This window comes from Brevirhabdus pacifica, from assembly GCF_002797755.1.
GTDB classification, from domain to species: Bacteria; Pseudomonadota; Alphaproteobacteria; order Rhodobacterales; family Rhodobacteraceae; genus Brevirhabdus; species Brevirhabdus pacifica.
In genome coordinates this window covers 1,015,761-1,038,579 of record NZ_PGFI01000011.1, presented here as the reverse complement: position 1 = coordinate 1,038,579, position 22,819 = coordinate 1,015,761, and the positions used below count along the sequence as shown (strand labels likewise).

The 22,819-nt window shown below is 68.9% G+C and carries 20 protein-coding genes; 9 read left to right on the top strand and 11 right to left on the bottom strand.

The window, feature by feature from the left end; genetic code table 11:
- Positions 1-24: 24 nt before the first annotated feature.
- Both CLV77_RS05065 and CLV77_RS05060 read left to right on the top strand, forming a co-directional pair.
- Entirely contained in the window at positions 25-1,257 is a 1,233-nt protein-coding gene (locus CLV77_RS05065) for a multidrug effflux MFS transporter (protein ID WP_076978981.1), read from the top strand.
- An 88-nt stretch (positions 1,258-1,345) separates the two neighbouring features.
- Entirely contained in the window at positions 1,346-2,749 is a 1,404-nt protein-coding gene (locus tag CLV77_RS05060; protein ID WP_076978982.1) for a helix-turn-helix domain-containing protein, read from the top strand.
- A gap of 57 nt (positions 2,750-2,806) precedes the next feature.
- Here CLV77_RS05060 and CLV77_RS05055 read toward each other — a convergent pair whose 3' ends face one another.
- The 4 genes from CLV77_RS05055 to betI form a co-directional block, all read right to left on the bottom strand.
- A complete protein-coding gene (locus CLV77_RS05055; protein ID WP_233128045.1) occupies positions 2,807-3,523 on the bottom strand; it encodes a thermonuclease family protein in 717 nt (238 codons plus the stop codon).
- A gap of 128 nt (positions 3,524-3,651) precedes the next feature.
- Complete coding sequence (gene betA / locus CLV77_RS05050; protein ID WP_076978983.1) at positions 3,652-5,343, bottom strand: choline dehydrogenase; 1,692 nt, start codon at positions 5,341-5,343, stop codon at positions 3,652-3,654.
- 58 nt (positions 5,344-5,401) lie between these two features.
- A complete protein-coding gene (gene betB / locus CLV77_RS05045) occupies positions 5,402-6,886 on the bottom strand; it encodes a betaine-aldehyde dehydrogenase (RefSeq protein WP_076978984.1) in 1,485 nt (494 codons plus the stop codon).
- A 165-nt stretch (positions 6,887-7,051) separates the two neighbouring features.
- Positions 7,052-7,684 (bottom strand): choline-binding transcriptional repressor BetI, encoded by a 633-nt coding sequence (gene betI, locus CLV77_RS05040; protein ID WP_076978985.1) that lies wholly within the window; start codon positions 7,682-7,684, stop codon positions 7,052-7,054.
- Between the two features lie 97 nt (positions 7,685-7,781).
- Between betI and CLV77_RS05035 the strand changes: the two genes are divergently transcribed.
- From CLV77_RS05035 to CLV77_RS05020, 4 genes are all read left to right on the top strand, one after another.
- On the top strand, positions 7,782-8,708 hold the full coding sequence (locus tag CLV77_RS05035; RefSeq protein WP_076978986.1) for a choline ABC transporter substrate-binding protein: 927 nt from the start codon (positions 7,782-7,784) through the stop codon (positions 8,706-8,708).
- Between the two features lie 136 nt (positions 8,709-8,844).
- A complete protein-coding gene (choW, locus tag CLV77_RS05030; RefSeq protein ID WP_076978987.1) occupies positions 8,845-9,678 on the top strand; it encodes a choline ABC transporter permease subunit in 834 nt (277 codons plus the stop codon).
- Complete coding sequence (choV, locus tag CLV77_RS05025) at positions 9,675-10,733, top strand: choline ABC transporter ATP-binding protein (protein ID WP_076978988.1); 1,059 nt, start codon at positions 9,675-9,677, stop codon at positions 10,731-10,733. Before choW ends, choV begins: the two co-directional genes overlap by 4 nt.
- A 132-nt stretch (positions 10,734-10,865) precedes the next feature.
- Positions 10,866-11,468: a GntR family transcriptional regulator gene (locus CLV77_RS05020; protein WP_233128085.1), complete on the top strand. Its 603-nt coding sequence runs from the start codon at positions 10,866-10,868 to the stop codon at positions 11,466-11,468.
- A 26-nt stretch (positions 11,469-11,494) separates the two neighbouring features.
- On the opposite strand, the gene bioA is transcribed toward CLV77_RS05020, so the two are convergent.
- The 7 genes from bioA to guaD form a co-directional block, all read right to left on the bottom strand.
- A complete protein-coding gene (bioA, locus tag CLV77_RS05015) occupies positions 11,495-12,781 on the bottom strand; it encodes an adenosylmethionine--8-amino-7-oxononanoate transaminase (RefSeq protein ID WP_076978989.1) in 1,287 nt (428 codons plus the stop codon).
- A complete protein-coding gene (gene bioD / locus CLV77_RS05010; protein ID WP_076978990.1) occupies positions 12,778-13,419 on the bottom strand; it encodes a dethiobiotin synthase in 642 nt (213 codons plus the stop codon). The genes bioA and bioD overlap by 4 nt, the downstream gene beginning before the upstream one ends.
- Positions 13,416-14,570 (bottom strand): aminotransferase class I/II-fold pyridoxal phosphate-dependent enzyme, encoded by a 1,155-nt coding sequence (locus CLV77_RS05005; protein ID WP_076978991.1) that lies wholly within the window; start codon positions 14,568-14,570, stop codon positions 13,416-13,418. The genes bioD and CLV77_RS05005 overlap by 4 nt, the downstream gene beginning before the upstream one ends.
- Positions 14,567-15,607, bottom strand: a complete 1,041-nt coding sequence (gene bioB / locus CLV77_RS05000) for a biotin synthase BioB (protein ID WP_083707671.1) — start codon at positions 15,605-15,607, stop codon at positions 14,567-14,569. Before bioB ends, CLV77_RS05005 begins: the two co-directional genes overlap by 4 nt.
- A gap of 188 nt (positions 15,608-15,795) precedes the next feature.
- Entirely contained in the window at positions 15,796-16,827 is a 1,032-nt protein-coding gene (gene gap / locus CLV77_RS04995) for a type I glyceraldehyde-3-phosphate dehydrogenase (protein ID WP_076978992.1), read from the bottom strand.
- A 233-nt stretch (positions 16,828-17,060) separates the two neighbouring features.
- The gene (locus CLV77_RS04990) at positions 17,061-18,188 is read right to left on the bottom strand and encodes a DMT family transporter (protein WP_269843284.1); all 1,128 of its coding nucleotides are present in this window, start codon (positions 18,186-18,188) and stop codon (positions 17,061-17,063) included.
- A 31-nt stretch (positions 18,189-18,219) separates the two neighbouring features.
- Positions 18,220-19,755: a guanine deaminase gene (gene guaD, locus CLV77_RS04985; protein WP_083707672.1), complete on the bottom strand. Its 1,536-nt coding sequence runs from the start codon at positions 19,753-19,755 to the stop codon at positions 18,220-18,222.
- Between the two features lie 119 nt (positions 19,756-19,874).
- Between guaD and mgtE the strand changes: the two genes are divergently transcribed.
- The 3 genes from mgtE to CLV77_RS04970 all read left to right on the top strand — a co-directional run bounded on the left by mgtE (position 19,875) and on the right by CLV77_RS04970 (position 22,775).
- Positions 19,875-21,257 (top strand): magnesium transporter, encoded by a 1,383-nt coding sequence (mgtE, locus tag CLV77_RS04980; protein WP_076978993.1) that lies wholly within the window; start codon positions 19,875-19,877, stop codon positions 21,255-21,257.
- A 13-nt stretch (positions 21,258-21,270) separates the two neighbouring features.
- Entirely contained in the window at positions 21,271-21,861 is a 591-nt protein-coding gene (locus CLV77_RS04975; protein WP_076978994.1) for a 5-formyltetrahydrofolate cyclo-ligase, read from the top strand.
- Between the two features lie 101 nt (positions 21,862-21,962).
- Complete coding sequence (locus CLV77_RS04970) at positions 21,963-22,775, top strand: TIGR00282 family metallophosphoesterase (RefSeq protein WP_076978995.1); 813 nt, start codon at positions 21,963-21,965, stop codon at positions 22,773-22,775.
- Positions 22,776-22,819: the final 44 nt, after the last annotated feature.

Sequence of the window (22,819 nt, the reverse complement as noted above, 5' to 3'; positions counted from 1 at the left end):
CCGCAATGAGCCTAATTGCCCGGCATGGATCACAACCGACACGCGGGTATCGCCGTTCGTTTTCTCGACCGGACCACCCCTCCCCACATCCTGACGCTTGTCCTTGTCGCCGGTCTTTCGGCGATGAGCATGTCGGTATTCCTTCCCTCCCTGCCCGGGATGACCCGGTATTTCCAGACGGATTACGCGGTGATGCAATTCGCCGTGTCGGGATACCTTGCGACGACGGCCTTGCTGCAATTGCTGGTCGGGCCGATCTCGGACCGGTTCGGGCGGCGCCCGGTGATCCTGGGGTCGATCGCGATCTTCATCCTGGCCTCGGCGGGTTGTGCGCTGTCGACCTCGGTCGAGATGTTCCTCGTCTTCCGGATGATTCAGGGCGCCATCGCCACGGGCCTGGTGCTGAGCCGGGCCACAGTGCGCGACATGGTCTCGGCGCGCGAGGCCGCCTCGATGATCGGCTATGTCACCATGGGCATGGCCTTGGTGCCGATGTTCGCCCCCATGATCGGGGGCGCGCTGGACGAGATCTGGGGCTGGCGCGCGACCTTCATCTTCCTCGTCGTCTTCGGCGCGGCCGTCCTCGGGCTCGTCTGGGCCGACCAGGGCGAGACCTTGCGACAGGGCGGCAAGAGCTTTGGCCAGCAGCTGCGCGACTATCCCGAGCTTCTGTGCTCCCCCCGGTTCTGGGGCTACGTCTTCGCGTCGGCCTTCGCCTCGGGCGCCTTCTTCGCCTACCTGGGCGGCGCGCCCTACGTCGCGACGCAGGTCTTTCACATGGCGCCGGGCATGACCGGCGTAATGCTGGGCCTGCCGGCGCTTGGCTATGCGGCCGGCAATTTCCTGACGGGGCGCTACTCGGTCCGCTTCGGAATCGACCAGATGGTCCTGTGGGGGACGCTGATCTCGACCACCGGGATGGTGCTGTCGCTGATGGTCACCTATTCCGGGCTGGGCAACGCCTATGCCTTCTTCGGCTTCTGCACCTTCATCGGCCTTGGCAACGGGCTGGTCATGCCCAACAGCGCCTCGGGGATGCTGTCAGTGCGCCCCGACCTTGCAGGCTCGGCCAGCGGTCTGGGCAGCGCGATCATGATCGGCGGCGGCGCGGCGCTGTCGTCGGTGGCGGGCACGGCGCTGGCCGGATCGACCGACAGCCTTCCGCTGCAGTGGATCATGTTCGCCACCTCGGCGGCCTCGATCCTGGCGATCCTGTACGTGATGCGCCGCAACAACGGCATGCTTCAGGGCGCCTGACCCAGGCCGCCCGGCCCCTTGCCGGGGTGAATTTGCAAAGTTATGGCTAATTGCGGAAAACCCGCAAACCCCGCGTGCCGAGGATGCCATGGCCACCCAGAAGCTTTATGTCGGCGTCAAGCTGCGCGAGATCCGCCAGAAACTGGGCCTGACCCAGAAGGCCTTTGCCGAGAAGCTGGGCGTCTCGCTGCCCTATCTCAACCAGATGGAAAACAACAACCGCCCCGTCAGCACCGGCGTCGTGCTGGCCCTGGCGGGCGAGTTCGGCTTCGACGTGACCGAGCTTAACGTCGGAGAGGCCGAGCGCATGGTCACCGACATGCGCGAGGCGTTGGCCGACCCGGCTTTCGGCGATCTGGAACCGTCGCTGGCCGACCTGCGGCTGACCGCCTCCAACGCGCCGGCGCTGGCGCGCGCCTTCCTCCAGCTGCACCGCGCCTACCGGCAGGCCCATGAGCGGCTGGCATCGCTAGACGAGGCCTTGGGCCGCGAGGAGGCCCGGATCGCCGCCAGCCCCTGGGAGGAGGTGCGCGATTTCTTCCATTACTGCGACAACTATTTCGACGCCGTCGATCGGGCCGCCGAGCGGCTGGGGACCGAGGTGACCAGCCAGCCCGACCGTTTCGCCGCCGCCGCAAGCCTCTTTCGCGACCTGGGCTACGACGTGCAGGTCACGGGCGATGGCCCAATGCGCCATTACGATGCCGAGCGGGGGCTTCTGACCCTGTCGGCCCGGGCCGAGCCGCCAACCCGCCTTTTCCAGCTTTATCATCAGATGGCGCTTCTGACCCAGGACGACCTGCTGGACGCGACCCTGGATCTGGCGCGGTTCCAGACCGGTCAGGCCCGTCAGATCGCGCGCATCGGCATGGCCAACTATTTCGCTGGCGCAGCACTGATGCCCTACAGCCCGTTCCAGCGCGCGGCTCTGGAAACCCGCCATGACCTCGAACAGATGGCAGACAGGTTCGGCGCCTCGATCGAGCAGGTGGCGCACCGGCTTTCCACCCTGCAGAGGACCGGCGCCAAGGGCGTGCCCTTCTTCTTCGTGCGGGTCGATCAGGCCGGCACCATCACCAAGCGACACTCGGCTACGCGGCTGCAGTTCGCCCGCTACGGCGGCGCCTGCCCCTTGTGGAACGTGCACCGCGCCTTCGAGATGCCGGGCCGGTTCCTGCGCCAACTGGCCGAGACGCCGGACGGGGTACGCTATTTCTGCCTGGCGCGGGATGTCAGCAAGCCGGGAGGCTCGTTCCGGGCGCCTGTGCGCCGCTATGCCATCGGGTTGGGATGCGAGGTGCGCCACGCCGACAAGCTGGTCTATGCTGACGATCTGGACACCTCGAAGGCCCAGGCATTCGAACCGATCGGGATTTCGTGCCGCATCTGCCAGCGGCGCGACTGCCACCAGCGTTCGGTGCCGCCCCTTGGCAACCCGCTGCTGGTCGATCACGACCGGCGGGGCGTGCTGCCCTACGATCTGGGGACCTGATCGGCCCGCCTTGCGCCGGGCCCTGCGCCCGGCGTCAAGGGTGAACGCGGATCGCGCCTAGCCGCGCGGGGCGCGCCAACCCGCCGTGCGGGCCTCGCCTTCTGAACAGAACCACCGTTCCCCACGCGACGTGTCGATGCGGGTGCGGTTGTAGCTGCGCGAGCCCGGAACATGGTAGATCATCCCGTTCTTCGAGATGTTGCCCTTGATCTGGCAATCCTTGGGCCCGGCATCCACGGCGCGGGCCAGAAATTGCGCCGGCACCTGCGGCCGGTCCGCCCAAAGGCCCAGGCCCGCGCGGCGCGCGGCCTCCTCGGCGGGGACATATTCGGTCGAATAGCGGCGATAGGCCCGCGCCACCCCGGCCCGGGTCAGGTCCGCGCCCAGATCGCGCCCGTCCACCCGGCAATGGGCCAGCGTGCGGGCATAGCGGTCGCGCCCCTCGTCCAGGCATTCCACGCGCAGGCCCTGTAGCCGCTGGCGCAACCAGTGGGTCGCGTAGGAGCCACAGCGCCAGACCACGCCCGAGGGGCTTTTGCAGGTCTCGGCCGCTTCGGGGGTATCGATGCCGATGAGGCGGATATGGGTCGCGCCGATCTGGATCGTGTCCCCGTCGATCACCCGCGCCGGCCCCACGATCACCCGCCCCGCGGCATCGACCGGCCCCGTCAGGGGCGCGGGCAGCGCCAGGATGGCGGCCAGCCCCAGCGCCCAAAGGCGGCAGGCTGGAACGCGATGGGGGAACGCGCGGCGAAGAAAGGGGCGAAGGGGCACGTCGACCTCGGTGGCTGGGGCGGATTAACGAAGGTTAATCAATCGTTAACCCAGCCCCGGCACCCGGGCCAGTGACAGATCTGTCGAAGGCGGGTTTACACCGCCCCGGCCCCTGGTCTGAGGGAGGCTCAGCGCTGGCTGGTCTGCCAGGCCGGGTTGATCCAGGGGCGGGCATTCTCGGCCGCAAGCGGCGCGCGGCCCAGCACGTGGTCGGCGATCTTCTCGCCCACCATGATCGAGGGCGCGTTGAGGTTGCCGTTCGGAATGCGCGGGAAGACCGAGCTGTCGGCCACCCGCAGGCCCGAAACCCCGATCACCCGCCCCTCGGGATCGACAACCGCCTCGGGATCGTCGGCCCGACCCATCCGGCAGGTGCCGCAGGGGTGATAGGCGCTCTCGGCGTGTTCGCGGATGAAATCGTCAAGCTCCTCGTCGCTTTGCAGGGCAGCGCCGGGCTGGATCTCATGCTTGATGTAGGGGGCGAAGGCGGGCTGGGCGAAGATCTCGCGGGTCAGGCGGATACAGGTGCGGAAGTCCTCCCAGTCCTGGGGATGGGACATGTAGTTGAAGGCGATGCGCGGCGGCTCGGCCGGATCGGAGGAGCGCAGGGTGACCGCCCCCCGCGAGGGGGAGCGCATCGGCCCCGTATGGGCCTGGAACCCGTGCCCCTCGGCGGCCGCCTTGCCGTCGTAACGCACGGCGATGGGCAGGAAATGATATTGGATATCAGGGTATTCCACCCCCGCCTTCGAGCGGATGAAGGCGGCGCTCTCGAACTGGTTCGAGGCACCGAGCCCGGTGCGCGAGGCCAGCCACTGCGCCCCGATCAGCGCCTTCGAGACCAGGTTCCAATGCCGGTAAAGCGTGATCGGCTTCGACGAGGCCATCTGGATGTAGACCTCCAGATGGTCCTGCAGGTTGCGCCCGACGCCGGGACGGTCGGCCAGCGGGTCGATGCCCAGCGCGCGCAGCTCCTCGGCCGGGCCGATGCCCGACAGCATCAGCAGCTTGGGCGAGTTGATGGACGAGGCCGTCAGGATCACCTCGCGCCGGGCGCGCACCACCTCTGTCCGCCGGCCGCGCCGGATCTCGACCCCGGTGGCGCGACACTTGGCGGCGTCTGAGCCACCGCCCTCACCCTCGCTATCGAACACGACCCGGGTCGCCAACCCGCGCATCACCGTCACCGCGAAACGCTTCTGCGCAGGGCGCAGATAGGCGTTGGCCGCCGACCAGCGCCGCCCACGCCAGACGGTCTGCTCCATCGGGCCGAAGCCTTCCTGCTGCTCGCCGTTGTAGTCGAGCGTGATCGGATAACCGGCCTGCGCCCCCGCCTCGACGAAGGCGTGGAACAGCGGGTTGCGCCGGGGCCCGCGTGACACATGCAGCGGCCCGTCGTTGCCCCGCCACGCGTCGTCGCCGCCGTGGGGGCCGGGGTGCCAATGCTCCATCCGGCGGAAGTAGGGGAGCACGTCGGCATAGGACCAGCCGTCGGCCCCCATCTCGGCCCAGTGGTCGAAATCCCGCGCGTGGCCGCGCACGTACACCATCCCGTTGATCGAGGAGGATCCCCCGATCACCTTGCCGCGCGGCGTCGCCAGCCGGCGGTTGCCCAGGTGGGGCTCGGGCTCGGTCCGGTAGCCCCAGTCATAGCGGGACATGTTCATCGGGTAGGACAGGGCCGCGGGCATCTGGATGAAGGGGCCCGCGTCGGTGCCGCCATACTCGATGACGACGACACTGTGACCGGCCTCGCCCAGCCGGTAGGCCATGGCACAGCCGGCCGACCCCGCCCCGACGATCACATAATCCGCTTCCATGACTGGTCCTCTCGTTCCGCCGCTCGACCCGGGCCGCCCCGCAGGGCGGGCGTTGGTATCAGTAAGGCGCCTCGACCGGGCCCATGCCGACGTAGACGCTTTTCAGCTGGGTGTAATGTTCGATCGCGGCGCGGGAATTCTCGCGCCCCACACCCGACAGCTTCACGCCGCCGAAGGGCGCCTCGACTGGGGTCAGGTTGTAGGCGTTGATGAAGCACGAGCCTGCGTCGAGCTTGCCGATCACCCGGTGCCCGCGCCGCAGATCGCGGGTGAAGACCCCGGCCGCCAGCCCGTAGGGGGTGGCATTGGCGCGGGCGATCGCCTCTTCCTCGGTCTCGAAGGACAGGACCGACAGCACCGGGCCGAAAATCTCCTCGCGGGCGATGGTCATCTCGTCGGTGACATCGGCGAAGACGGCAGGCGACATGTAGAACCCCTCGCGGTCCAGCCGCTCACCGCCCGTGACCAGGCGCGCGCCCTCGTCGCGCCCCGCCTGAACGAAGCCCAGGACCTGATCCAACTGTGCCTGGCTGACAAGGGGGCCGAAGCTGGTGGTCGGGTCCAGCGGATCGCCGATCACCGCGTGGCCCAAACGCTCTGCCAGCCGATCCAGGAACGCCGGCAGAATGCCCTTCTGAACGAAGACACGGGTGCCGTTGGAACAGATCTGCCCCGAGGAATAGAAATTGCCCAGGATCGCGCCGCCCACCGCGTCGTCGAGGTCGGCGTCGTCGAAGATCAGCATCGGGGACTTGCCGCCCAGCTCCATCGTCACGTGGCGGATGCCTTCGGCGGCGGCGGCGTAGACCTTGCGCCCGGTGGGCACGGAGCCTGTCAGCGAGACCTTGGCCACCCGCGGATCACCCACCAGCGCCGAGCCCACGGCACCGTCGCCCTGGACCACATTGAAGACGCCATCGGGCAAACCGGCCTCGGTCAGGATCTCGGCCAGTTTCAGCGCCGACAAGGGCGTGGTTTCCGAGGGTTTGAACACCATCGTATTGCCGCAGGCCAGCGCGGGCGCGGCCTTCCAGCAGGCGATTTGCATCGGGTAGTTCCATGCGCCGATCCCGACGCAGACCCCCAGCGGCTGGCGCACGGAATAGACGAAATCATCGCCAAGCTGGACGTGCTCGCCGGTGATCGAGGCCGCGAGCCCGCCGAAATATTCCAGCGCGTCGGCGCCGCTGGTGGCGTCGGCGACAACGGTTTCCTGGTAGGGTTTGCCGGTGTCCATCGTCTCCAGGCGGCTCAGCTCATCGTTGCGCTCGCGGATGATCTCGGCGGCGCGGCGCAGGATGCGGCCACGTTCGGTCCCGGTCATGGCGGCCCAGGCGGGTTGTGCGCGGCTGGCGGCGGCAAGCGCCTGCTCCACCAGGTCGGGGCCTGCGTGTTCCAGAGTGGCGATGGTGCTGCCATCGGCGGGGTAGATCACCGGCAGGGGGCGCCCGCCGGCATCGGCCACATAGGCGCCATCGATATGGTGGCTGCCTTCGGGCTGGGTCCGGGGGCGTTCAAGCGGGGATTTTGCGGTCTCGGACATGGGGGGCCTTTGCATGGATGGTTCGGGGGCGCATGGCGCCCGCACGGGGGTGTCGGTGTCAGCCGCGCGGTCAGCCGTGTGGGCAGCTGTGCGGGCCGCCGCGCGCGCGGCGGCGGGGCGGGACGGGGCAGGCGCCGGGTTCCGCATGGTTGGATCGAGGGCGCATCATGCCCCCTGCCGGATCAGCAGGTCGGCCGTCTCGATGACGCGGGCGGCGGCGATGCGGGCGGCCTGTTCGGTCGAGCCCTCTGGGTCGCCGTCGGTGGCGGGCGCCCCCTCTCCGCCAGCGGCGGCGGCGAAACGCTCGGGCGCCAGGGCGGCGCGGATGTAGATGCCGTCGATCAGCGCGGCCAGGGTCTCGGCGATCATCTCGGCGCGGGCGCCCGCCAGCGGCCTCAGCGCCACCAGCAGGTTCGAGCGCAGCCGCCGCTGATAGACCGTCAGGAGCCGCCGGGCCGAGGGGTTGCCCTGGGCCTGGACGTAGAAATTCAGCCATGCGCCGACCACCTCGGGACGGAACTGGCCGGTGGTGAAGCTGGCCTCGGCGATGGCTTCGAGGCGCTGGCGCGGCTCGACCGCGCCTTCAAGGGCCTGGCGGACCGTGGTGCCGTACTGGGTCAGGATGTGGCGCATCGCGGCCAGCAGGATCTGTTCTTTGCCACCGAAGTAATGGTGCGCGAGCGCGGCAGAGACCCCTGCCCTGCGCGCGATCTGGCCGACGGTGACATCGAGCGATCCGGCGCGTCCGATCTCCTCGATGGTTGCGTTGACCAGGGCCGCGCGCCTGATAGGTTCCATTCCAAGTTTCGGCAAGGTGACCTCTATACCGGGTTGCCAGACCGAACTTGATCGTTTTTAATTGAGCCGTCAATCAAGAAAACCCGGGGAGCCTCCAATGATCTTCAAGACAACCGCTTCGGCCATCGCGCTGGTCGCACTGTCCGCGCCCGCCTTCGCCGCCTGCGAGACCGTGAAATTCGCCGATGTCGGCTGGACCGACATCACGGCGACCACCGCCACCACTGCCGTCGTGCTCGAGGCGCTGGGATACGAGACCGACACCAAGGTCCTGTCGGTTCCGGTCACCTACACCTCGCTTGCCAAGAAGGACATCGACGTCTTCCTGGGCAACTGGATGCCCTCGATGGAGGCCGATATCGCCCCCTACCTGGCCGACGGCACCGTCACCTCGGTCCGCGCCAACCTTGAAGGGGCCAAGTACACCCTGGCCGTCAACAAGGCCGCCGCCGAGATGGGCATCCGCAACTTTGCCGACATCGCCAAGCACAAGGACCTGCTTGAGGGCAAGATCTACGGCATCGAGCCCGGCAACGACGGCAACCGCCTGATCCAGTCGATGATCGACGAGAACGCGTTCGACCTGGAAGGGTTCGAGGTCGCCGAAAGCTCGGAACAGGGGATGCTGGCGCAGGTCGCCCGCGCCGACCGCAAGGGTGAGCCCGTGGTCTTCCTGGGCTGGGAGCCGCACCCGATGAACGCGGCCTTCGAGATGACCTACCTGGAAGGCGGCGATGATTTCTTCGGCCCCGACCTGGGCGGCGCCACCGTCTACACCAACACCTGGACCGGCTTTGCCGAGGAATGCCCCAACGTCGGCAAGCTGCTGAACAACCTCGAGTTCACGCTGGCCATGGAGAACGAGATCATGGGCGCGATCCTGAACGATAACGCCGACCCGGAGAAGGCCGCGACCGAGTGGCTGAAGGCCAACCCCGAGGTGCTGGGCACCTGGCTTGACGGCGTCAAGACCCGCGAGGGCGAGGACGGCAAGGACGCTGTCGAGGAAGCGCTGGGTCTCTGATCCCGCTGCGGGTGCCGCCTGACGCGGCACCTGCGCCCCGGGGTCCCGGGCCGGCCCGCGCCGGCCCCTTCCCCTCATGCAGATCCCGTCGCGCCCCCGGGGGCGGCGCCCCCGAACATCCGACAGGAGCGCCGCCATGGAGTGGCTGACCGACAACAAGATCCCAATCGGCCTGACCGCCCGCAACATATTCGACTGGTTGCAAACCAACGGCGCGTGGTTCTTCGACGGGCTGGCCGAGGTGATGGAGGCCATGATCGACGGCATCCTGTGGGTTTTCCAGACACCGCACCCGCTGATCGTCGTCGCCGCCTTCGCCGCCCTCAGCTACGCGCTGCAGCGGTCGTGGAAGACCTCCCTCTTCGTGGTGCTCGGGTTTCTCTTCATCCTCAACCAGGGCTACTGGGAAGAGACCACCGAAAGCCTGACGCTGGTGCTTTCGGCCTGTGTCGTCTGCATGGCGATCGGGGTGCCCATCGGCATCTTCACCGCCCACAACCCGCGGCTCTACGCGGCGCTGCGGCCGGTGCTGGACCTGATGCAGACCCTGCCGACCTTCGTCTACCTGATCCCGGCGATCGTCTTCTTCGGCATCGGCATGGTGCCGGGGCTGATCGCGACCGTGATCTTCGTGCTGCCGGCGCCGATCCGGCTGACGCATCTTGGGGTCTCGTCAACGCCAATGCCCCTTCTGGAGGCCGCCCGCGCCTTCGGCGCCACCCGCTGGCAGACCCTGTGGAAGGTCGAGCTTCCCTATGCCCTGCCCCAGATCATGGCCGGGCTGAACCAGACCATCATGCTGTCGCTGTCGATGGTGGTGATCGCGGCGCTTGTGGGCGCCGACGGGCTGGGCGTGCCGGTGGTGCGGGCGCTGAACACGGTCAACACCGCGCTTGGATTTGAAAGTGGGATCATCATTGTGGTGGTCGCGATCATGCTTGATCGCGTGCTTCGGGTGGGCCGGACATGAGCGCGGTAATCTTCGACAACGTTTCGATCGTCTTCGGCGAGCACCCCGAGCGCGCCCTGCCGCTGATGGACCAGGGGCTCAGCCGCTCGGAAATACAGGAACGCACGGGCCAGGTTCTGGGCGTGCACGACTGCTCGCTCCAGGTGGCCGAGGGCGAAATCCTGGTGCTGATGGGCCTTTCGGGTTCGGGCAAGTCGACGCTTTTGCGGGCGGTCAACGGCCTCAACCCCGTCAGCCGGGGCGAGGTGCGGGTGCGCCGTCTGGGCCCCGGCAGCGATGGCCAGGAGGAGGGAGCCGAGGAGATGACCTCGGTCACCCATGCCGACCGCAAGACCCTGCGCGAGCTGCGCCTGTCGCATATCGCGATGGTCTTCCAGCAATTCGGCCTGCTGCCCTGGCGCAGTGTCCGCGAGAACGTGGGCCTGGGCCTGGAACTGGGGGGCATGTTGCGCGCCCGCCGCAACGAGCAGGTCGAGCGTCAGCTTGATCTGGTGGGTCTGTCGGACTGGGCCGACCGCAAGGTCGGCGAGCTTTCGGGTGGCATGCAGCAGCGCGTGGGCCTTGCCCGCGCCTTTGCCACCGACGCGCCGATCCTTCTGATGGACGAGCCGTTTTCGGCCCTCGACCCGCTGATCCGCACCCGGTTGCAGGACGAGCTGCTGGAACTTCAGCAAAAGCTGAACCGCACCATCATCTTCGTCAGCCACGATCTTGACGAGGCGTTCAAGCTGGGCAACCGCATCGCCATCATGGAGGGCGGGCGGATCGTGCAATGCGGCACCCCGCAACAGATCTTCTCGGACCCAGCCAGCGATTACGTGGCCGATTTCGTGGCTCACATGAACCCGTTGGGCGTGCTTTGCGCCCGCGACGTGATGGAGCCCGCGACCGGCACCCCCTCGGTCACCGTCCCACCCGAGGAGGATATCCGCCGGGTAATGGAACAGGTCACCGCCACCGGCGCGCCGGTGGGCGTGGTCGATGACGGCCGGCTTCTGGGCCAGATCACCCGGGACACGGTGCTGAACCGCATCCTGGATCCGCGCAACGGCTGAACGCCCGCGGCTTTGGCGGCACGTCTGCCCTGCCAAAGGGGGCGTGCGGGGCCTTCGCGGGGTTGCATTTGCCCGCCGATCCGCGTCCCTTTGGGCCGCGTTGACAAAGGGCAACAACGGAAGGATCCGCCGGTGCGGAACGAGATGAAATCCGATCGCATCGCCGAGACCCTGGCGGACCGGATCGTGCGGGGCATCCTGGCCCCGGGCGAGAAGCTGACCCAGGATCTGATCGCCCGCGAATTCGGCGCAAGCCAGGTCACCGTGCGCGAGGCGCTGCTGCGCCTGGCCGGGCGCGGTCTGGCCGTCAGCCTGCCGCGCCGGGGGATGTGCGTGGCCCCTCTCGACAAGGATGCCATGGTCGAGATCCGCGCCATGCGCCACGCGCTTGAGCCGCTGGCCCTGCTGCACTCCGCCCCCCGCCTCGACGCGGCCCAGGTCGAGGAGATTGCCCGCCTCCACCAGCTTTGCGACAGCGCCACCAGTGCCGAGGAATGGGAGACCGCCAACCGGGGCTTTCACAACGCGCTGATCGCCGCCTGCCCGATGCCGCGCCTGACCGAGGAGGTGCGCAACCTGCAACTTCTCTACTCGCGCGAGTTTCTGGCCCGGCGCGCCGCCCGCTGGCAGCCCCGCCCCGACCCCGATCACCGCGCCATCCTTGCCGCCGTCAAGGTGCGCGACGCGGCGCTGGCCAGCGCCACGCTGAAGCGCCACCTGTCGCGGCAGGGCTGAAGCGCGTTCCGCCCCCTCGCGACGGCTCAGCCCGGATTGCTTGCCAGCGCCACCATCGCCCCGGTGACGCGGCTCAGATCTTCGGAAGTAATCACGTAAGGCGGCATGCAGTAGATGTTGCGCCCGAAGGGCCGCAGCCAGACGCCGGAGCCCGGGGCGCGGCCGTGGGCCACGCGCGGATCGACGGGCGCCTTCATCTCGATCACCCCGATCGCGCCCAGCACCCGCACGTCGGCGACCCCGGGAAGGGCCGCGGCGGGGGCCAGTTCCTTGTGCATCTGGCGGGCGATGGCGGCGACGTTCCTGCGCCACGTGCCTTCCGCCAGCAGCTCCAGGCTGGCAATCGCCGCCGAACAGGCCAGCGGATTGCCCATGTAGGTCGGCCCGTGCATCAGCACCCCCGCCGGGCTGTCGCCGATCCGGGTCGCGACCCGGTCGCCCGCCACCGTGGCCGCGAAGGAGATATGCCCACCCGTCAGACCCTTGCCCAGGCACAGGATGTCGGGAACGACCCCGGCCAGGTCCATCGCGAACATCTCGCCCGTGCGGCCGAAGCCGGTCGCGATCTCGTCGAAGATCAGCAGGATGTCGTGGGCATCGCAAAGGGCGCGCGCCCGCCGCAGCCATTCGGGGTGGTAGAAACGCATGCCCCCCGCCCCCTGGACCACCGGCTCGAGGATCAGGGCAGCGATGCGGTCGCCCGCCTCGTCCAAAAGCCGCGCCAGCGGGGCGATGCCCGCCAGCTCGGGGTCCTCGGGCCATTCGGCGCCCAGAACGACCGGCGGTTGCGGCAGGAAATGCTGAACCGAAAGGGCGCCCTGGAACAGCCCGTGCATCCCGTTCACCGGGTCGCAGACGCTCATCGCCTTCCAGGTGTCGCCGTGGTAGCCGCCGCGAATGGTGGCGAACTCGACCCGCCCGGGCCGCCCGGCGGCGACCTGGTACTGCACCGCCATCTTCAGCGCCACCTCGACCGAGACCGAGCCGCTGTCGCAATAGAAGATCCGGTCCAACCCTCGTGGCAGCATCGCCACCAGCCGGCGGCCCAGGGCAATCGCGGGCTCGTGGGTCAGCCCGCCGAACATGACGTGGGGCAGACGGTCGATCTGGTCGTGCATGGCGCCAGTGATCGCGGGATGGCGGTGACCGTGGATCGCGCACCACCACGAGGACATGGCGTCGATCATCCGGGTTCCGTCCGCGCACGTCAGCCAGACCCCCTCGGCGCCGGTAATCAGGTGCATGGGTCCGGGATCGGCCACATCGGTATAGGGGTGCCACAGGTGGCGGGCGTCGAATTCCAGCGGCGTCATGCCGGGCCCCGAAGCACGTCCAGATCGAACCCCTCGAAGGCCCGCGCCAGCGCCCCCCGCGAGAGGGCCGGCAGATGGTCCAACCGGCCCAGTCGGCGCACGCCGCAGATCTCGACGATGCTTTGCTCGACCGCGGGCTCGGGCGCGCCCACGAAGGCCACGCCCGCCACCCGGCAGCCCGCGCCGCGCAGGGCGGCCAGCGACAGGGCGGTGTGGTTGATGGTGCCAAGGCTGGTGCGTGCGACCAGCACCACGGGCGCGCCCCAGCGGGCGAAGAGGTCCAGGTAGCTGAAGCGCCGAGTCAGCGGCACCATGACACCGCCCGCCCCTTCGACCACCAGCGGCCCGCCCCCCCGGGGAAGCGACAGGCGGTCGGGATCGATCTCGATCCCCATGTCCTCGGCCGCCAGGTGGGGCGATGCCGGCATTTCCAACCGATAAGCCTCGGGCAGCACCGGGCAGCCCGAAAGGTCGGCCACGACCTGGGCATCGGTGGCCCCGTCCAGCCCGGCCTGGACGGGTTTCCAGTAGCGCGCGCCAAGGGCCGCGCAGAGGCCGGCGGAAAAGACGGTCTTGCCGATGCCGGTGTCGGTGCCCGTGACGACGATCGCGTTCGGCTCTGCCTCGTGCAGGCTCATGCCGGCACCGGCTTGGATGCGCCCTCGCAGGCGCGAAGCTCGTGGGCGATTGCCTCGAAAACGGCGGTGATCGCCGCCGGATCGACGTTGCCGGTGATCGACACCCGCAGGCGCGAGGTGCCTTCGGGCACGGTGGGCGGGCGGATGGCGCGCACGTCGAACCCCTGTGCCTGAAGCGCGGCGGCCGAGGCCAGGGCCCGCGCCTCGGAGCCGAGGATCACGGGGATGATCTGGCTGTGGAAGGGACCGGGCATGCCGCAGCGGGCCGCCTCGGCATGGGCATGGGCCATGCGCGCGCGGGCCTGCGCCACCAACTCGGGGCAGGTGCGAAGGGCGGCAAGCGAGGCGCGGACCAGTGCCGCGTCGAAAGGCGACGGGGCGGTGGCGAAGATGAAGGGGCGGCCACGGTTGACCAGCATCTCGATGATCGAACGGCTCCCACAGACCAGCCCGCCAGACACCCCCAGCCCCTTGCCGCAGGTGTGCAGGCTGAGAACCTGTGCGTCGAGCCCGTGGGCCAGGCCCGCGCCGCCCGGGCCGAACACGCCCGTCGCGTGGGCCTCGTCCACCACCAGCACCGCATCCTCCGCCCGGGCCAGGGCGGCGAAGGCATCCAGATCGGCGAGATCCCCGTCCATCGAATACAGGCTTTCGACGGCGATCCACACCTGCCCGTCACCCCCGGCCGCACGCCATTCGCTGATCTGACGTTCGGCGTCGGCGGCATCGTCATGGCGGAAGGCGCGCACCGTAGCCCGGCCCAGGCGCATGCCGTCATGCACGCTGGCGTGGATCAGCGCGTCGTGCAGGACCAGGTCCCCCGCGCCAGGCAATGCCGTGAAGATCGCCACGTTGGCCTGGAAGCCGCCACCGAAGAACAGCGCGGCCTCGGCCCCGAAGAAGGCGGCGGCCTCACGCTCCAGCGCCTCGTGCTCCTCGTGGTTGCCCCGCAAGAGGCGCGAGCCGCCCGAGCCCAGCGGCACGCCCCGGGCAAGCGCCTCGGCCGCCGCCTCGCGCAGCAGGTCCGATCCCGCCAGCCCCAGGTAGTCGTTGGAGGCAAAGTCATGGCCCGCCCGGGGGGCAAGACGGCGCCGGCGGTGGCGTTGTTCCAGCCCGCTCAGCATCTCTTCCATGCGGGCCGCGGCCCTCATGCCGGGGCCCTGTCACCGCAGCAGGCGGGCGTGACCTTCTCCTCGGCTGAAGCTTCGGCTTCGGGCGCGCCCCGCCCCTCGGGGACGGGCGCGGCCTGCACCCTCAGACCCAGCTTGGCGAAAAGGGCCGCGTCGCGCGATTCCTCGGGGTTGTCGGCGGTCAGCAGGCGATCCCCCGAGAAGATGGAGTTGGCGCCCGCCATGAAGCACAGCGCCTGGGTCTCGTCGCTCATGTCTGTCCGCCCGGCCGAAATCCGCACATAGGCGCGCGGCATCAGGATCCGCGCCAGCGCGATCAGCCGCACGAAGGCGATGGGATCGACCGGCTCTGCCGCGGCCAGCGGTGTGTCGGGCTGTGGCATCAGCATGTTGATGGGCACCGACTCGGGCGGCTCGGGCAGGTTGGCCAGGGTCAGCAGCATGTCGATCCGGTCGCCGCCGGTCTCCCCCATTCCGAGGATCCCGCCCGAACAGACCTTGATCCCCGCCTCGCGGACGCGGCTCAGCGTGTCGAGCCGGTCGGCGAATGTCCGGGTGGTGATGACCTCGGGGTAATACCGCTCGGACGTGTCGATGTTGTGGTTGTAGTAATCAAGCCCCGCCTCGCGCAGCTGGGCCACCTGGGTGTCGTCCAGCATGCCCAGGGTCATGCAGGTTTCCATTCCCATCTCGCGCACGCCCTCGACCATTGCGACCAGCGCCGGCATGTCGCGCGCCTTGGGTTCGCGCCAGGCGGCGCCCATGCAGAAACGGGTGGCGCCGCTGTCGCGGGCGCGGCGCGCCTCGGCCAGCACACGCTCGACCTCGATCAGCTTGGCGGCGGGCAGCTTGGAGCCGTTGCGCGCCGATTGCGAGCAATAGGCGCAATCCTCGGCGCAGCCACCGGTCTTGATCGACAGCAGGGTCGAGGTCTGGATCTCATTGGGATCGAAATGCTCCCGGTGGATGGTCTGGGCCCGATAAAGCAGGTCGAAGAGCGGAAGGTCGTGGAGGGCCTGGGCCTCATCCCGCGACCATCTTTCGGCGGCATCTCTCATTTTATCGATAATCCTGCTTGTTTATCCCTGTTATCTGAATTTCTATCGATAACGTCGAGAAGATCAAGCAGGGTTGGGCAGGGCGGCGGGTTTTGACCGCCCCGGCGAGGACCCGGAGAAGGGGAACGGCCGCAGAGCGCGGCCGAAAATGCCCGCCGAAACCGGCTGTTACCGCAAGGCCCGTCCGTTCAGTCTACCTTCGGCAACCGGTCCGCCACGCCCAGCAACGCCCCCATCCGCCGGGCGGTGTCGAGCATGCGGCACGAGAATCCCCATTCGTTGTCATACCAGCTGACGACCCGGATCATCCCGCCCTCGGTCACCGCCGTCTGGGGCGCGGCCACGGTCGAGGAATGCGGATCGTGGTTGAAATCGACCGAGACCAGCGGCTCCTCCTCAAAGCCCAGCACGCCGGCCAGCTCCCCCGCGGCGGCGTCGCGCAGGGCTTCGTTCACGGCGTCGCGGTCGGCCTCGCGGGTCGGCATGAAGCACAGATCCACCATCGAGACATTGGCCGTCGGCACACGCACGGCCGATCCTTCCAGCCGGCCCGCCAGCTCGGGCAGGACCAGCGAGATCGCCCGCGCCGCCCCGGTCGAGGTCGGAACCATCGACAGCGCCGCCGCCCGACCCCGGTAGAGGTCCGAATGGGCCGCGTCATGGGTGGGTTGATCGCCGGTGTAGGCGTGGATCGTGGTCATGTAGCCCGTGCTGATGCCGAAGGCGCGGTGCAGCACCATCGCCACGGGCGCCAGGCAGTTGGTCGTGCAGGAGGCGTTCGAGACGACGATATCGCGCGTGGTCAGGTCCATGTGGTTGACCCCGAAGACCACGGTGCGGTCCGCATCCTTGCCGGGGGCCGAAATCAGCACCCGCCGCGATCCGTTTTCAAGGTGCTGGGCGGCCTTGTCGCGGGCGGTGAAAAGGCCCGTGCATTCCAGCGCCACGTCCACCCCCTGCCACGGCAGTTCGCGCGGATCGCGGATCGCGGTCAGGGCGATCCGCCGGCCGTCGACCAGCAAATCGTGCCCCTCCACCCGCACGTCGGCCCGCAGACGGCCGTGGACGCTGTCATATTTCAGCAGGTGGGCCAGGGTCTCGGGCGGGGCGAGATCGTTGATGGCCACGACCTCGATGTCGCGTGCGTTGTTCTCGATCGCTGCGCGAAGCACGTTGCGGCCGATCCGGCCAAATCCGTTGATGGCGATTTTCAGGGTCATGGGAAACCTCCGTGGTCTGGACGCGGGCCGTTCCCGGCCCCCGGAAGGCCACCTCGGGCGAGGTGGTCGCGAGTCTTGGCCCCAGCTTGTATGTTAGCGCTAACACAAATGCAGCAAAAAAGTGCAGCAGGAGCGCGGGCAAGGTTTGCCGCGCCCCGAACCGGGCCTGCAACTGCCCCTGCCTCGCTACATTATCGGCGTAACCTGCCCTCTAAGCCCAGGGCGGGCCGCACTCAGACCTTGGTCTGCAACGGGTCCGGGGTGATCTGGCGGCGCTTCAGAACGGCCTCCCGCCAGGTTATGAAGCTGACCGACGCCAGGATCATCCCGCCTCCCGTCAGCACCCAGAAATCCGTGGCCTCGCCGAAGACCACGGCGCCAAGGATCGCGGCCCAGATGAGCTGAAGGAACGTCAGGGGCTGGGTCACGGTCAGGGGCGCCGCCCGGAAGGCCAGCGTCATGGTCAGGTGGCCGGCGGTCGCGAAACAGGCGACCAGGAACATGCCGCCGATCACCTCGAGGCTGGGCGGCACCCAGACGGCCCAGGCGAAGGGCGCAAGCCCGATGGTGACCGCCACCGACAGCATGGTGACGACGACCAATGGCTCGACCCGGTCGCTCATGATCTTGGCGATGAGGTAGGAAAAGGCAAACAGCACCGCCGCCGCCATCATCGCCATGTGCCCCGCCTCGACCGTGCGGATGCCGGGGCGCAGGATGACGAAGGCACCGACCAGGGCCACGACGATTGCCAGAATGCGGCGCATGGCCAGACGCTCCCCCAGGAACAGGGCCGCCAGCAGGGTCACGTAGACTGGCGAGAGGTAGTTCATCGCCGTGACCTCGGCGATGGAGATCTGCGTCATGGCGAAGAACCACAGCATCACCGCGATGCTGTGCGCCGCGCCGCGCAGGGCGAACAGCCCGAACCCCCGCCGCCCGATCCGCGCCCGCAACATCGGACCGATCGCCGGCAGCAGCAGAAGCAAGCCCAGCGCATAGCGAAGAAAGGCCGATTCCGCCGCCGGAACCGTGTTGCCGACGTATTTGACCACCGCCGTCACGCAGACAAAGAGGATGCCCGTGAGGATCATCCACAACGCGCCCGCCAGCGGGTTGGAACGGTCCACGGGCACAGCCCCGGGCGGGGCGGTCGCATCGTCCCGGGCCCGGGCCTGGTTGCCCAGCGCGGGGGCGCCGTCGGATTGGGCAACGGGGGCGGCACCTTCGGCCCGAAGGGCGCCGGTCGATGGCGGATAGGCCGGGTCGGGTTGCGCCGCGCCCTGCCCGTTGCCGGTGACATGGGCATCCTGGTCAACCTGGGGCGCATCGCCCCCATCCCGTGGGTCAAATTCATTCATGGTGCGCCATGATGATCCCCCGCGCGCGGCGTTAACAAGCCCCCCGGGCCGGCAAAGACGCATCTGCGTCCACGTCCTGTTCCGCCCCGACCCCTGCCAGGGCCCCTGCCCCATCCCCGGAAACCGCTTCGGCAAACCTTCCGGCGGCGGGCCGGGCGACCACCCCGGCGACCCGCGTCTCCAGGACCGCACGGTCGTCGCCCATCATGATCGTGGGGAAAAGCGCCTCCCAGAAATTGTCGGCGCGCGCCGCCCGCTGGGCGATTGCCGGGGTCGAAGCCAGATCCAGCACCACGAGGTCGGCCTCCGCCCCGATACGCAGGTGGCCCACGGCCTCGCAATGCAGCGCCTCTGCCGCGCCGCCGGTCGCCATCCACCACAGCTCGGCCGGGTGCAGGGGGGTGCCGGCAAGCTGACTGATCTCGTAGGCCGCGGCCATGGTGCGGAGCATAGAAAAGGACGACCCGCCCCCGGTATCGGTGGCAAGCCCCAGGCGCAGGCCGCGCCGCCGCAGGCTCGCGGCCTGGAAAAGGCCCGAGCCGATGAAGGCATTGGAGGTCGGGCAATGGACCAGCCCGGCCCCCGCCTCGGCCAGTCGGTCGACCTCGCGCGGGGTCAGGTGGATGGCATGGCCATAGACCCCCCGCGCGCCCAGCAGGCCGTGGCGTTCGTAGATGTCGAGGTAATCACGCGCACCGGGATGCACCCGCGCGACCCAGTCCAGCTCTTCGGCCTGCTCGCTCAGATGCGTCTGCATCAGGCATTCGGGCCGCTCGGCCCAGAGGGCGCCCAGCGCGTCCATCTGCGCGGCGCTGCTGGTAGGGGCGAAACGCGGCGTGATGACATAGCTTGCCCGACCGCGACCGTGCCAGCGGTCGGCCAGGGCGCGGCTGTCGTCATAAGCGCTCCGGGGGGTGTCGCGCAGGCCCTCGGGGGCGTTCTGATCCATGCAGGTCTTGCCGGCCCAGACCCGCATGCCCCGTGCCGCCGCGGCTTCGAAGAAGGCGTCCACGCTTTCGGGATGGATGGTGCAATAGCTTGCGACCGAGGTTGTCCCCTCGGCCAGCACCAGGTCGAAGTAGAGGCCGGCGATCTGGCGGGCATGGTCCGGGTCGCCGAAGCGCATCTCCTCGGGGAAGGTGTAATGCTCCAACCAGTCCAGTAGGCGCTTGCCCCAACTCGCGATGATGCCGGTCTGGGGGTAATGGACATGGGCATCGACGAAGCCCGCCGAAATCAGCGCATTGCCATGGTCGACGCGGGCGGCCTCGGGGTGGCGGGTACAAAGCGCGTCGGCCTCTCCGATGTCGGCGATCCGGCCCTCGCGCACCAGCACCGCGCCCCCGCTGCGGTGGCGCGCGGCCCGCTCGGGGTGGCACGGGTCGGGCGCAGCGTCGAATTCCAGCGTCTGGCCAAGAAGCAGCAGCGGCCCGGCCCCCGAATTCGCGCGGCTTTCCCCCGCCGCCCCGGCCCCGGAAACGGGTTCCGTGGTGGCGGCGCGGGCGGGCGCGGGCGCCGGGGCGGCGTTCCGACCGGGGTCGGCTGACGGGGTGGTGTGCTGACGCATGGGCGATCCTCCGCCGCGCAGGGTAAGCTGCCCGTCGGACGAGGTAAATCGGCCCGTGGCCCCTGTCGCCCGTAAGGCGAGTTGTCTATGGTGGCGCGAAACGGCAGGAGGACAGGTGGATGACCGACGAAAGCCCCGATCTGGAGGAGCGCGAGGACGCGGGCTATGCCCTGGACAAGGCCACCGTCCATGCCATCCACGAGGCGCTTCTGTCGGATGACGACGCGGCCCTGCGCGCCCTGATCGACCCCTTGCACCCGGCCGACGTGGCCGACCTTCTCGAACAGGTCAGCGGCACCGAGCGGCGGCAGCTTCTGACGCGCTGGTCCGGCTCCATGGCCGGCGAGATCCTGTCCGAGTTGGACGAGAGCCTGCGCGAGGAGGTGATCGAGTATCTCGAACCCGGCATCCTCGCCGAGGCCGTCCGCGAGCTGGACAGCGACGATGTGGTCGACCTGGTCGAGGACCTGGAACAGGACCAGCAGGACCTGATCCTGGATTCGCTGTCGGACGCCGACCGGGTCGCGGTCGAGCTGTCGCTCTCCTACCCCGAGGAATCGGCCGGCCGCCTGATGCAGCGCGAGGTCGTGCGCGTCCCCGAGGACTGGACCGTGGGCGAGACCATCGACTTCCTGCGCCGCGAGACCCAGCTGCCGGAACAGTTCTACCACGTGATCCTGGTCGACCCGCGCATGCGCCCGACCGGCTATGTCACCCTGGGCAAGCTTCTAGGATCGCCGCGCGCGGCGCCGCTGTCCGACATCGTCGAGGAAAGCTTCCGCACGATCCCCGTCTCCCAGCCCGAGGAAGACGTGGCCTATGCCTTCAACCAGTATCACCTGATCTCGGCCCCCGTGGTCGACGAGGATGACCGCCTGGTCGGCGTCATCACCATCGACGACGCCATGGCGGTCCTCGACGAAGAGGCCGAGGAAGACCTTCTGCGCCTCGCCGGTGTCGGCGATGAGCGGGTGTCGGACCGCACCCTGAAGATCGCGCGGCAACGCTTCCCCTGGTTGTTCGTCAACCTGGCGACCGCGATCCTGGCCTCGCTGGTCATCTCCCAGTTCGAGGCCGCGCTGACCCAGGTGGTGGCCCTTGCCGTCCTGATGCCGATCGTGGCCTCGATGGGCGGCAATGCCGGCACCCAGTCGCTGACCGTGGCGGTGCGGGCGCTTGCGACCCGCGACCTGACCGGATCGAACGCCGTGCGGGTCCTGACCCGCGAGGCGGTGGCGGGCCTGCTGAACGGGGCCGCCTTCGCCCTCATCATGGGGGTGATCGCAATCCTGTGGTTCGACACGCCGATCCTGGGGGCGGTGATTGCCATCTCCATGGTGGTCAATCTGGTGGTGGCCGCCCTTGCCGGGATCCTGGTGCCGCTGGCGCTGGAAAAGGTGGGGATCGACCCGGCGCTTGCCTCGGGCGCCTTCGTGACAACGGTGACGGACGTGGTCGGCTTCTTCGTCTTCCTGGGCCTCGCCGTCATCCTGATGCTCTGAGGGAGGGACCGCCATGAACGACACCACCGACCCCGACGAGATGAAGCGGATCAAGGACGCGGCCCGCGCCGCCGCCTTTGCCGCGCGCGCAGCACATCGCGCCCGCGACGAAGGGCGTCTGGCCGACCGCGACGCCAACCGGCACCTGGCCCACGCCCTGGCCGAGTGGAGCGCCCTGCCCCTGTCGGGTTTCCTGCCCATGGGGACCGAGATCGACCCCCGCCCCACCATGGCCGCCTGGTCCGGCGCCGCCGTCGGCGTGCCCCTGATCGAGGGCAAGGCCCGGCCGCTGGCCTTCGCACGCTGGACGCCCGATATGCCGCTGGTCGCGGCCTCCTTCGGCACCCACGCCCCCGCCGACCCGGTGCCGATGGTGCCCGAGGTGCTGATTGTGCCGCTGCTGGCCTTCGACCGGCGCGGCTTCAGGCTGGGCTATGGCGGGGGGTTCTACGACCGCACGCTGGAGGGGCTGCGTCGCAACCGCCCGACCTTTGCCGTGGGCCTCGCCTACGGCGCGCAGGAGGTCGAGGAGGTCCCGATCGAAGCGACCGACCAGCCGCTGGACCTGATCGTGACCGAGGGCGGCGTCATCCGCCCCGTCTGAGGCGCGCCGGGCCGTGTTTCGGGCCCTTCCGGCGGCCCGGAACCTACGTTCCCCTGCACCAGCATCTTGCGCTTTGCGCCCCGCCGGTCTAGCCCGGTGGCATGAGAATTCTGTTTCTGGGCGACGTCGTGGGACGCGCCGGTCGCAAGGCGATCACCGAACATCTGAAACCCCTGCGCGAGGCGTGGAAGCTGGATTTCATCGTCGTCAACGGCGAGAACGCGACCGGCGGCGCCGGTCTCAGCGCGGCCCATGCCAAGACCCTGCTGGATGCCGGCGCCGATTGCCTGACCTTGGGCGATCATGCCTTCGATCAGCGCGACATGCTCAGCTTCATCGAGCAGGAGCCGCGGATCCTGCGGCCGCTGAACTATGCCAAGGGGGCGCCCGGGCGCGGCCACCGCCTGTTCACCGCCACCGGCGGGCGCAAGGTCCTGGTGACCCAGGTGCTGGGCAATGTCTTCATGAAGCGCGCCTTCGACGATCCCTTCTCGGCGGTCGAGCCGGTGCTTAAATCCCACCCTCTCGGCGGCATGGCCCAGGCGATCCTGGTCGACATGCATTGCGAGGCCACGTCCGAGAAGATGGGGATGGGCCATTGGTGCGACGGGCGCGCCTCGGTCGTGGTCGGCACCCATACCCACGTACCCACCGCCGACGCGCAGATCCTGCCCCGCGGCACCGCCTTCCAATCCGACGCCGGCATGTGCGGCGACTACAACTCGGTCATCGGGATGGAAAAGGAAGAACCCATGCGCCGCTTCGTCACCGGCATGGGCCGGGGCCGCTTCACCCCCGCCATGGGCGAGGCGACGATGAGCGGGCTTCTGGTCGAGACCGATGACCGCACAGGCCTGGCCAAATCGGTGCGGATGATCCGCCACGGCGGCCGCCTCGAAAGCGCGGCCCCGTGAACCGGCGCCCGTGGCCGGCATCGGTCCGGGCCGATTTTCCGGCA

Excerpts from the sequence above, each read along its gene's own strand:
- guaD (WP_083707672.1), bottom strand. The coding sequence starts at position 19,755 with ATGCGTCAGCACACCACCCCGTCAGCCGACCCCGGTCGGAACGCCGCC.
- betA (WP_076978983.1), bottom strand. The coding sequence starts at position 5,343 with ATGGAAGCGGATTATGTGATCGTCGGGGCGGGGTCGGCCGGCTGTGCC.
- betI (WP_076978985.1), bottom strand. The coding sequence starts at position 7,684 with ATGGAACCTATCAGGCGCGCGGCCCTGGTCAACGCAACCATCGAGGAG.
- bioD (WP_076978990.1), bottom strand. The coding sequence starts at position 13,419 with ATGAGCCTGCACGAGGCAGAGCCGAACGCGATCGTCGTCACGGGCACC.
- CLV77_RS05005 (WP_076978991.1), bottom strand. The coding sequence starts at position 14,570 with ATGAGGGCCGCGGCCCGCATGGAAGAGATGCTGAGCGGGCTGGAACAA.
- bioB (WP_083707671.1), bottom strand. The coding sequence starts at position 15,607 with ATGAGAGATGCCGCCGAAAGATGGTCGCGGGATGAGGCCCAGGCCCTC.
- CLV77_RS04990 (WP_269843284.1), bottom strand. The coding sequence starts at position 18,188 with ATGAATGAATTTGACCCACGGGATGGGGGCGATGCGCCCCAGGTTGAC.
- CLV77_RS05035 (WP_076978986.1), top strand. The coding sequence starts at position 7,782 with ATGATCTTCAAGACAACCGCTTCGGCCATCGCGCTGGTCGCACTGTCC.
- CLV77_RS04970 (WP_076978995.1), top strand. The coding sequence starts at position 21,963 with ATGAGAATTCTGTTTCTGGGCGACGTCGTGGGACGCGCCGGTCGCAAG.
- choV (WP_076978988.1), top strand. The coding sequence starts at position 9,675 with ATGAGCGCGGTAATCTTCGACAACGTTTCGATCGTCTTCGGCGAGCAC.
- CLV77_RS05060 (WP_076978982.1), top strand. The coding sequence starts at position 1,346 with ATGGCCACCCAGAAGCTTTATGTCGGCGTCAAGCTGCGCGAGATCCGC.
- mgtE (WP_076978993.1), top strand. The coding sequence starts at position 19,875 with ATGACCGACGAAAGCCCCGATCTGGAGGAGCGCGAGGACGCGGGCTAT.
- betB (WP_076978984.1), bottom strand. The coding sequence starts at position 6,886 with ATGTCCGAGACCGCAAAATCCCCGCTTGAACGCCCCCGGACCCAGCCC.
- choW (WP_076978987.1), top strand. The coding sequence starts at position 8,845 with ATGGAGTGGCTGACCGACAACAAGATCCCAATCGGCCTGACCGCCCGC.
- CLV77_RS04975 (WP_076978994.1), top strand. The coding sequence starts at position 21,271 with ATGAACGACACCACCGACCCCGACGAGATGAAGCGGATCAAGGACGCG.
- gap (WP_076978992.1), bottom strand. The coding sequence starts at position 16,827 with ATGACCCTGAAAATCGCCATCAACGGATTTGGCCGGATCGGCCGCAAC.
- bioA (WP_076978989.1), bottom strand. The coding sequence starts at position 12,781 with ATGACGCCGCTGGAATTCGACGCCCGCCACCTGTGGCACCCCTATACC.
- CLV77_RS05065 (WP_076978981.1), top strand. The coding sequence starts at position 25 with ATGGATCACAACCGACACGCGGGTATCGCCGTTCGTTTTCTCGACCGG.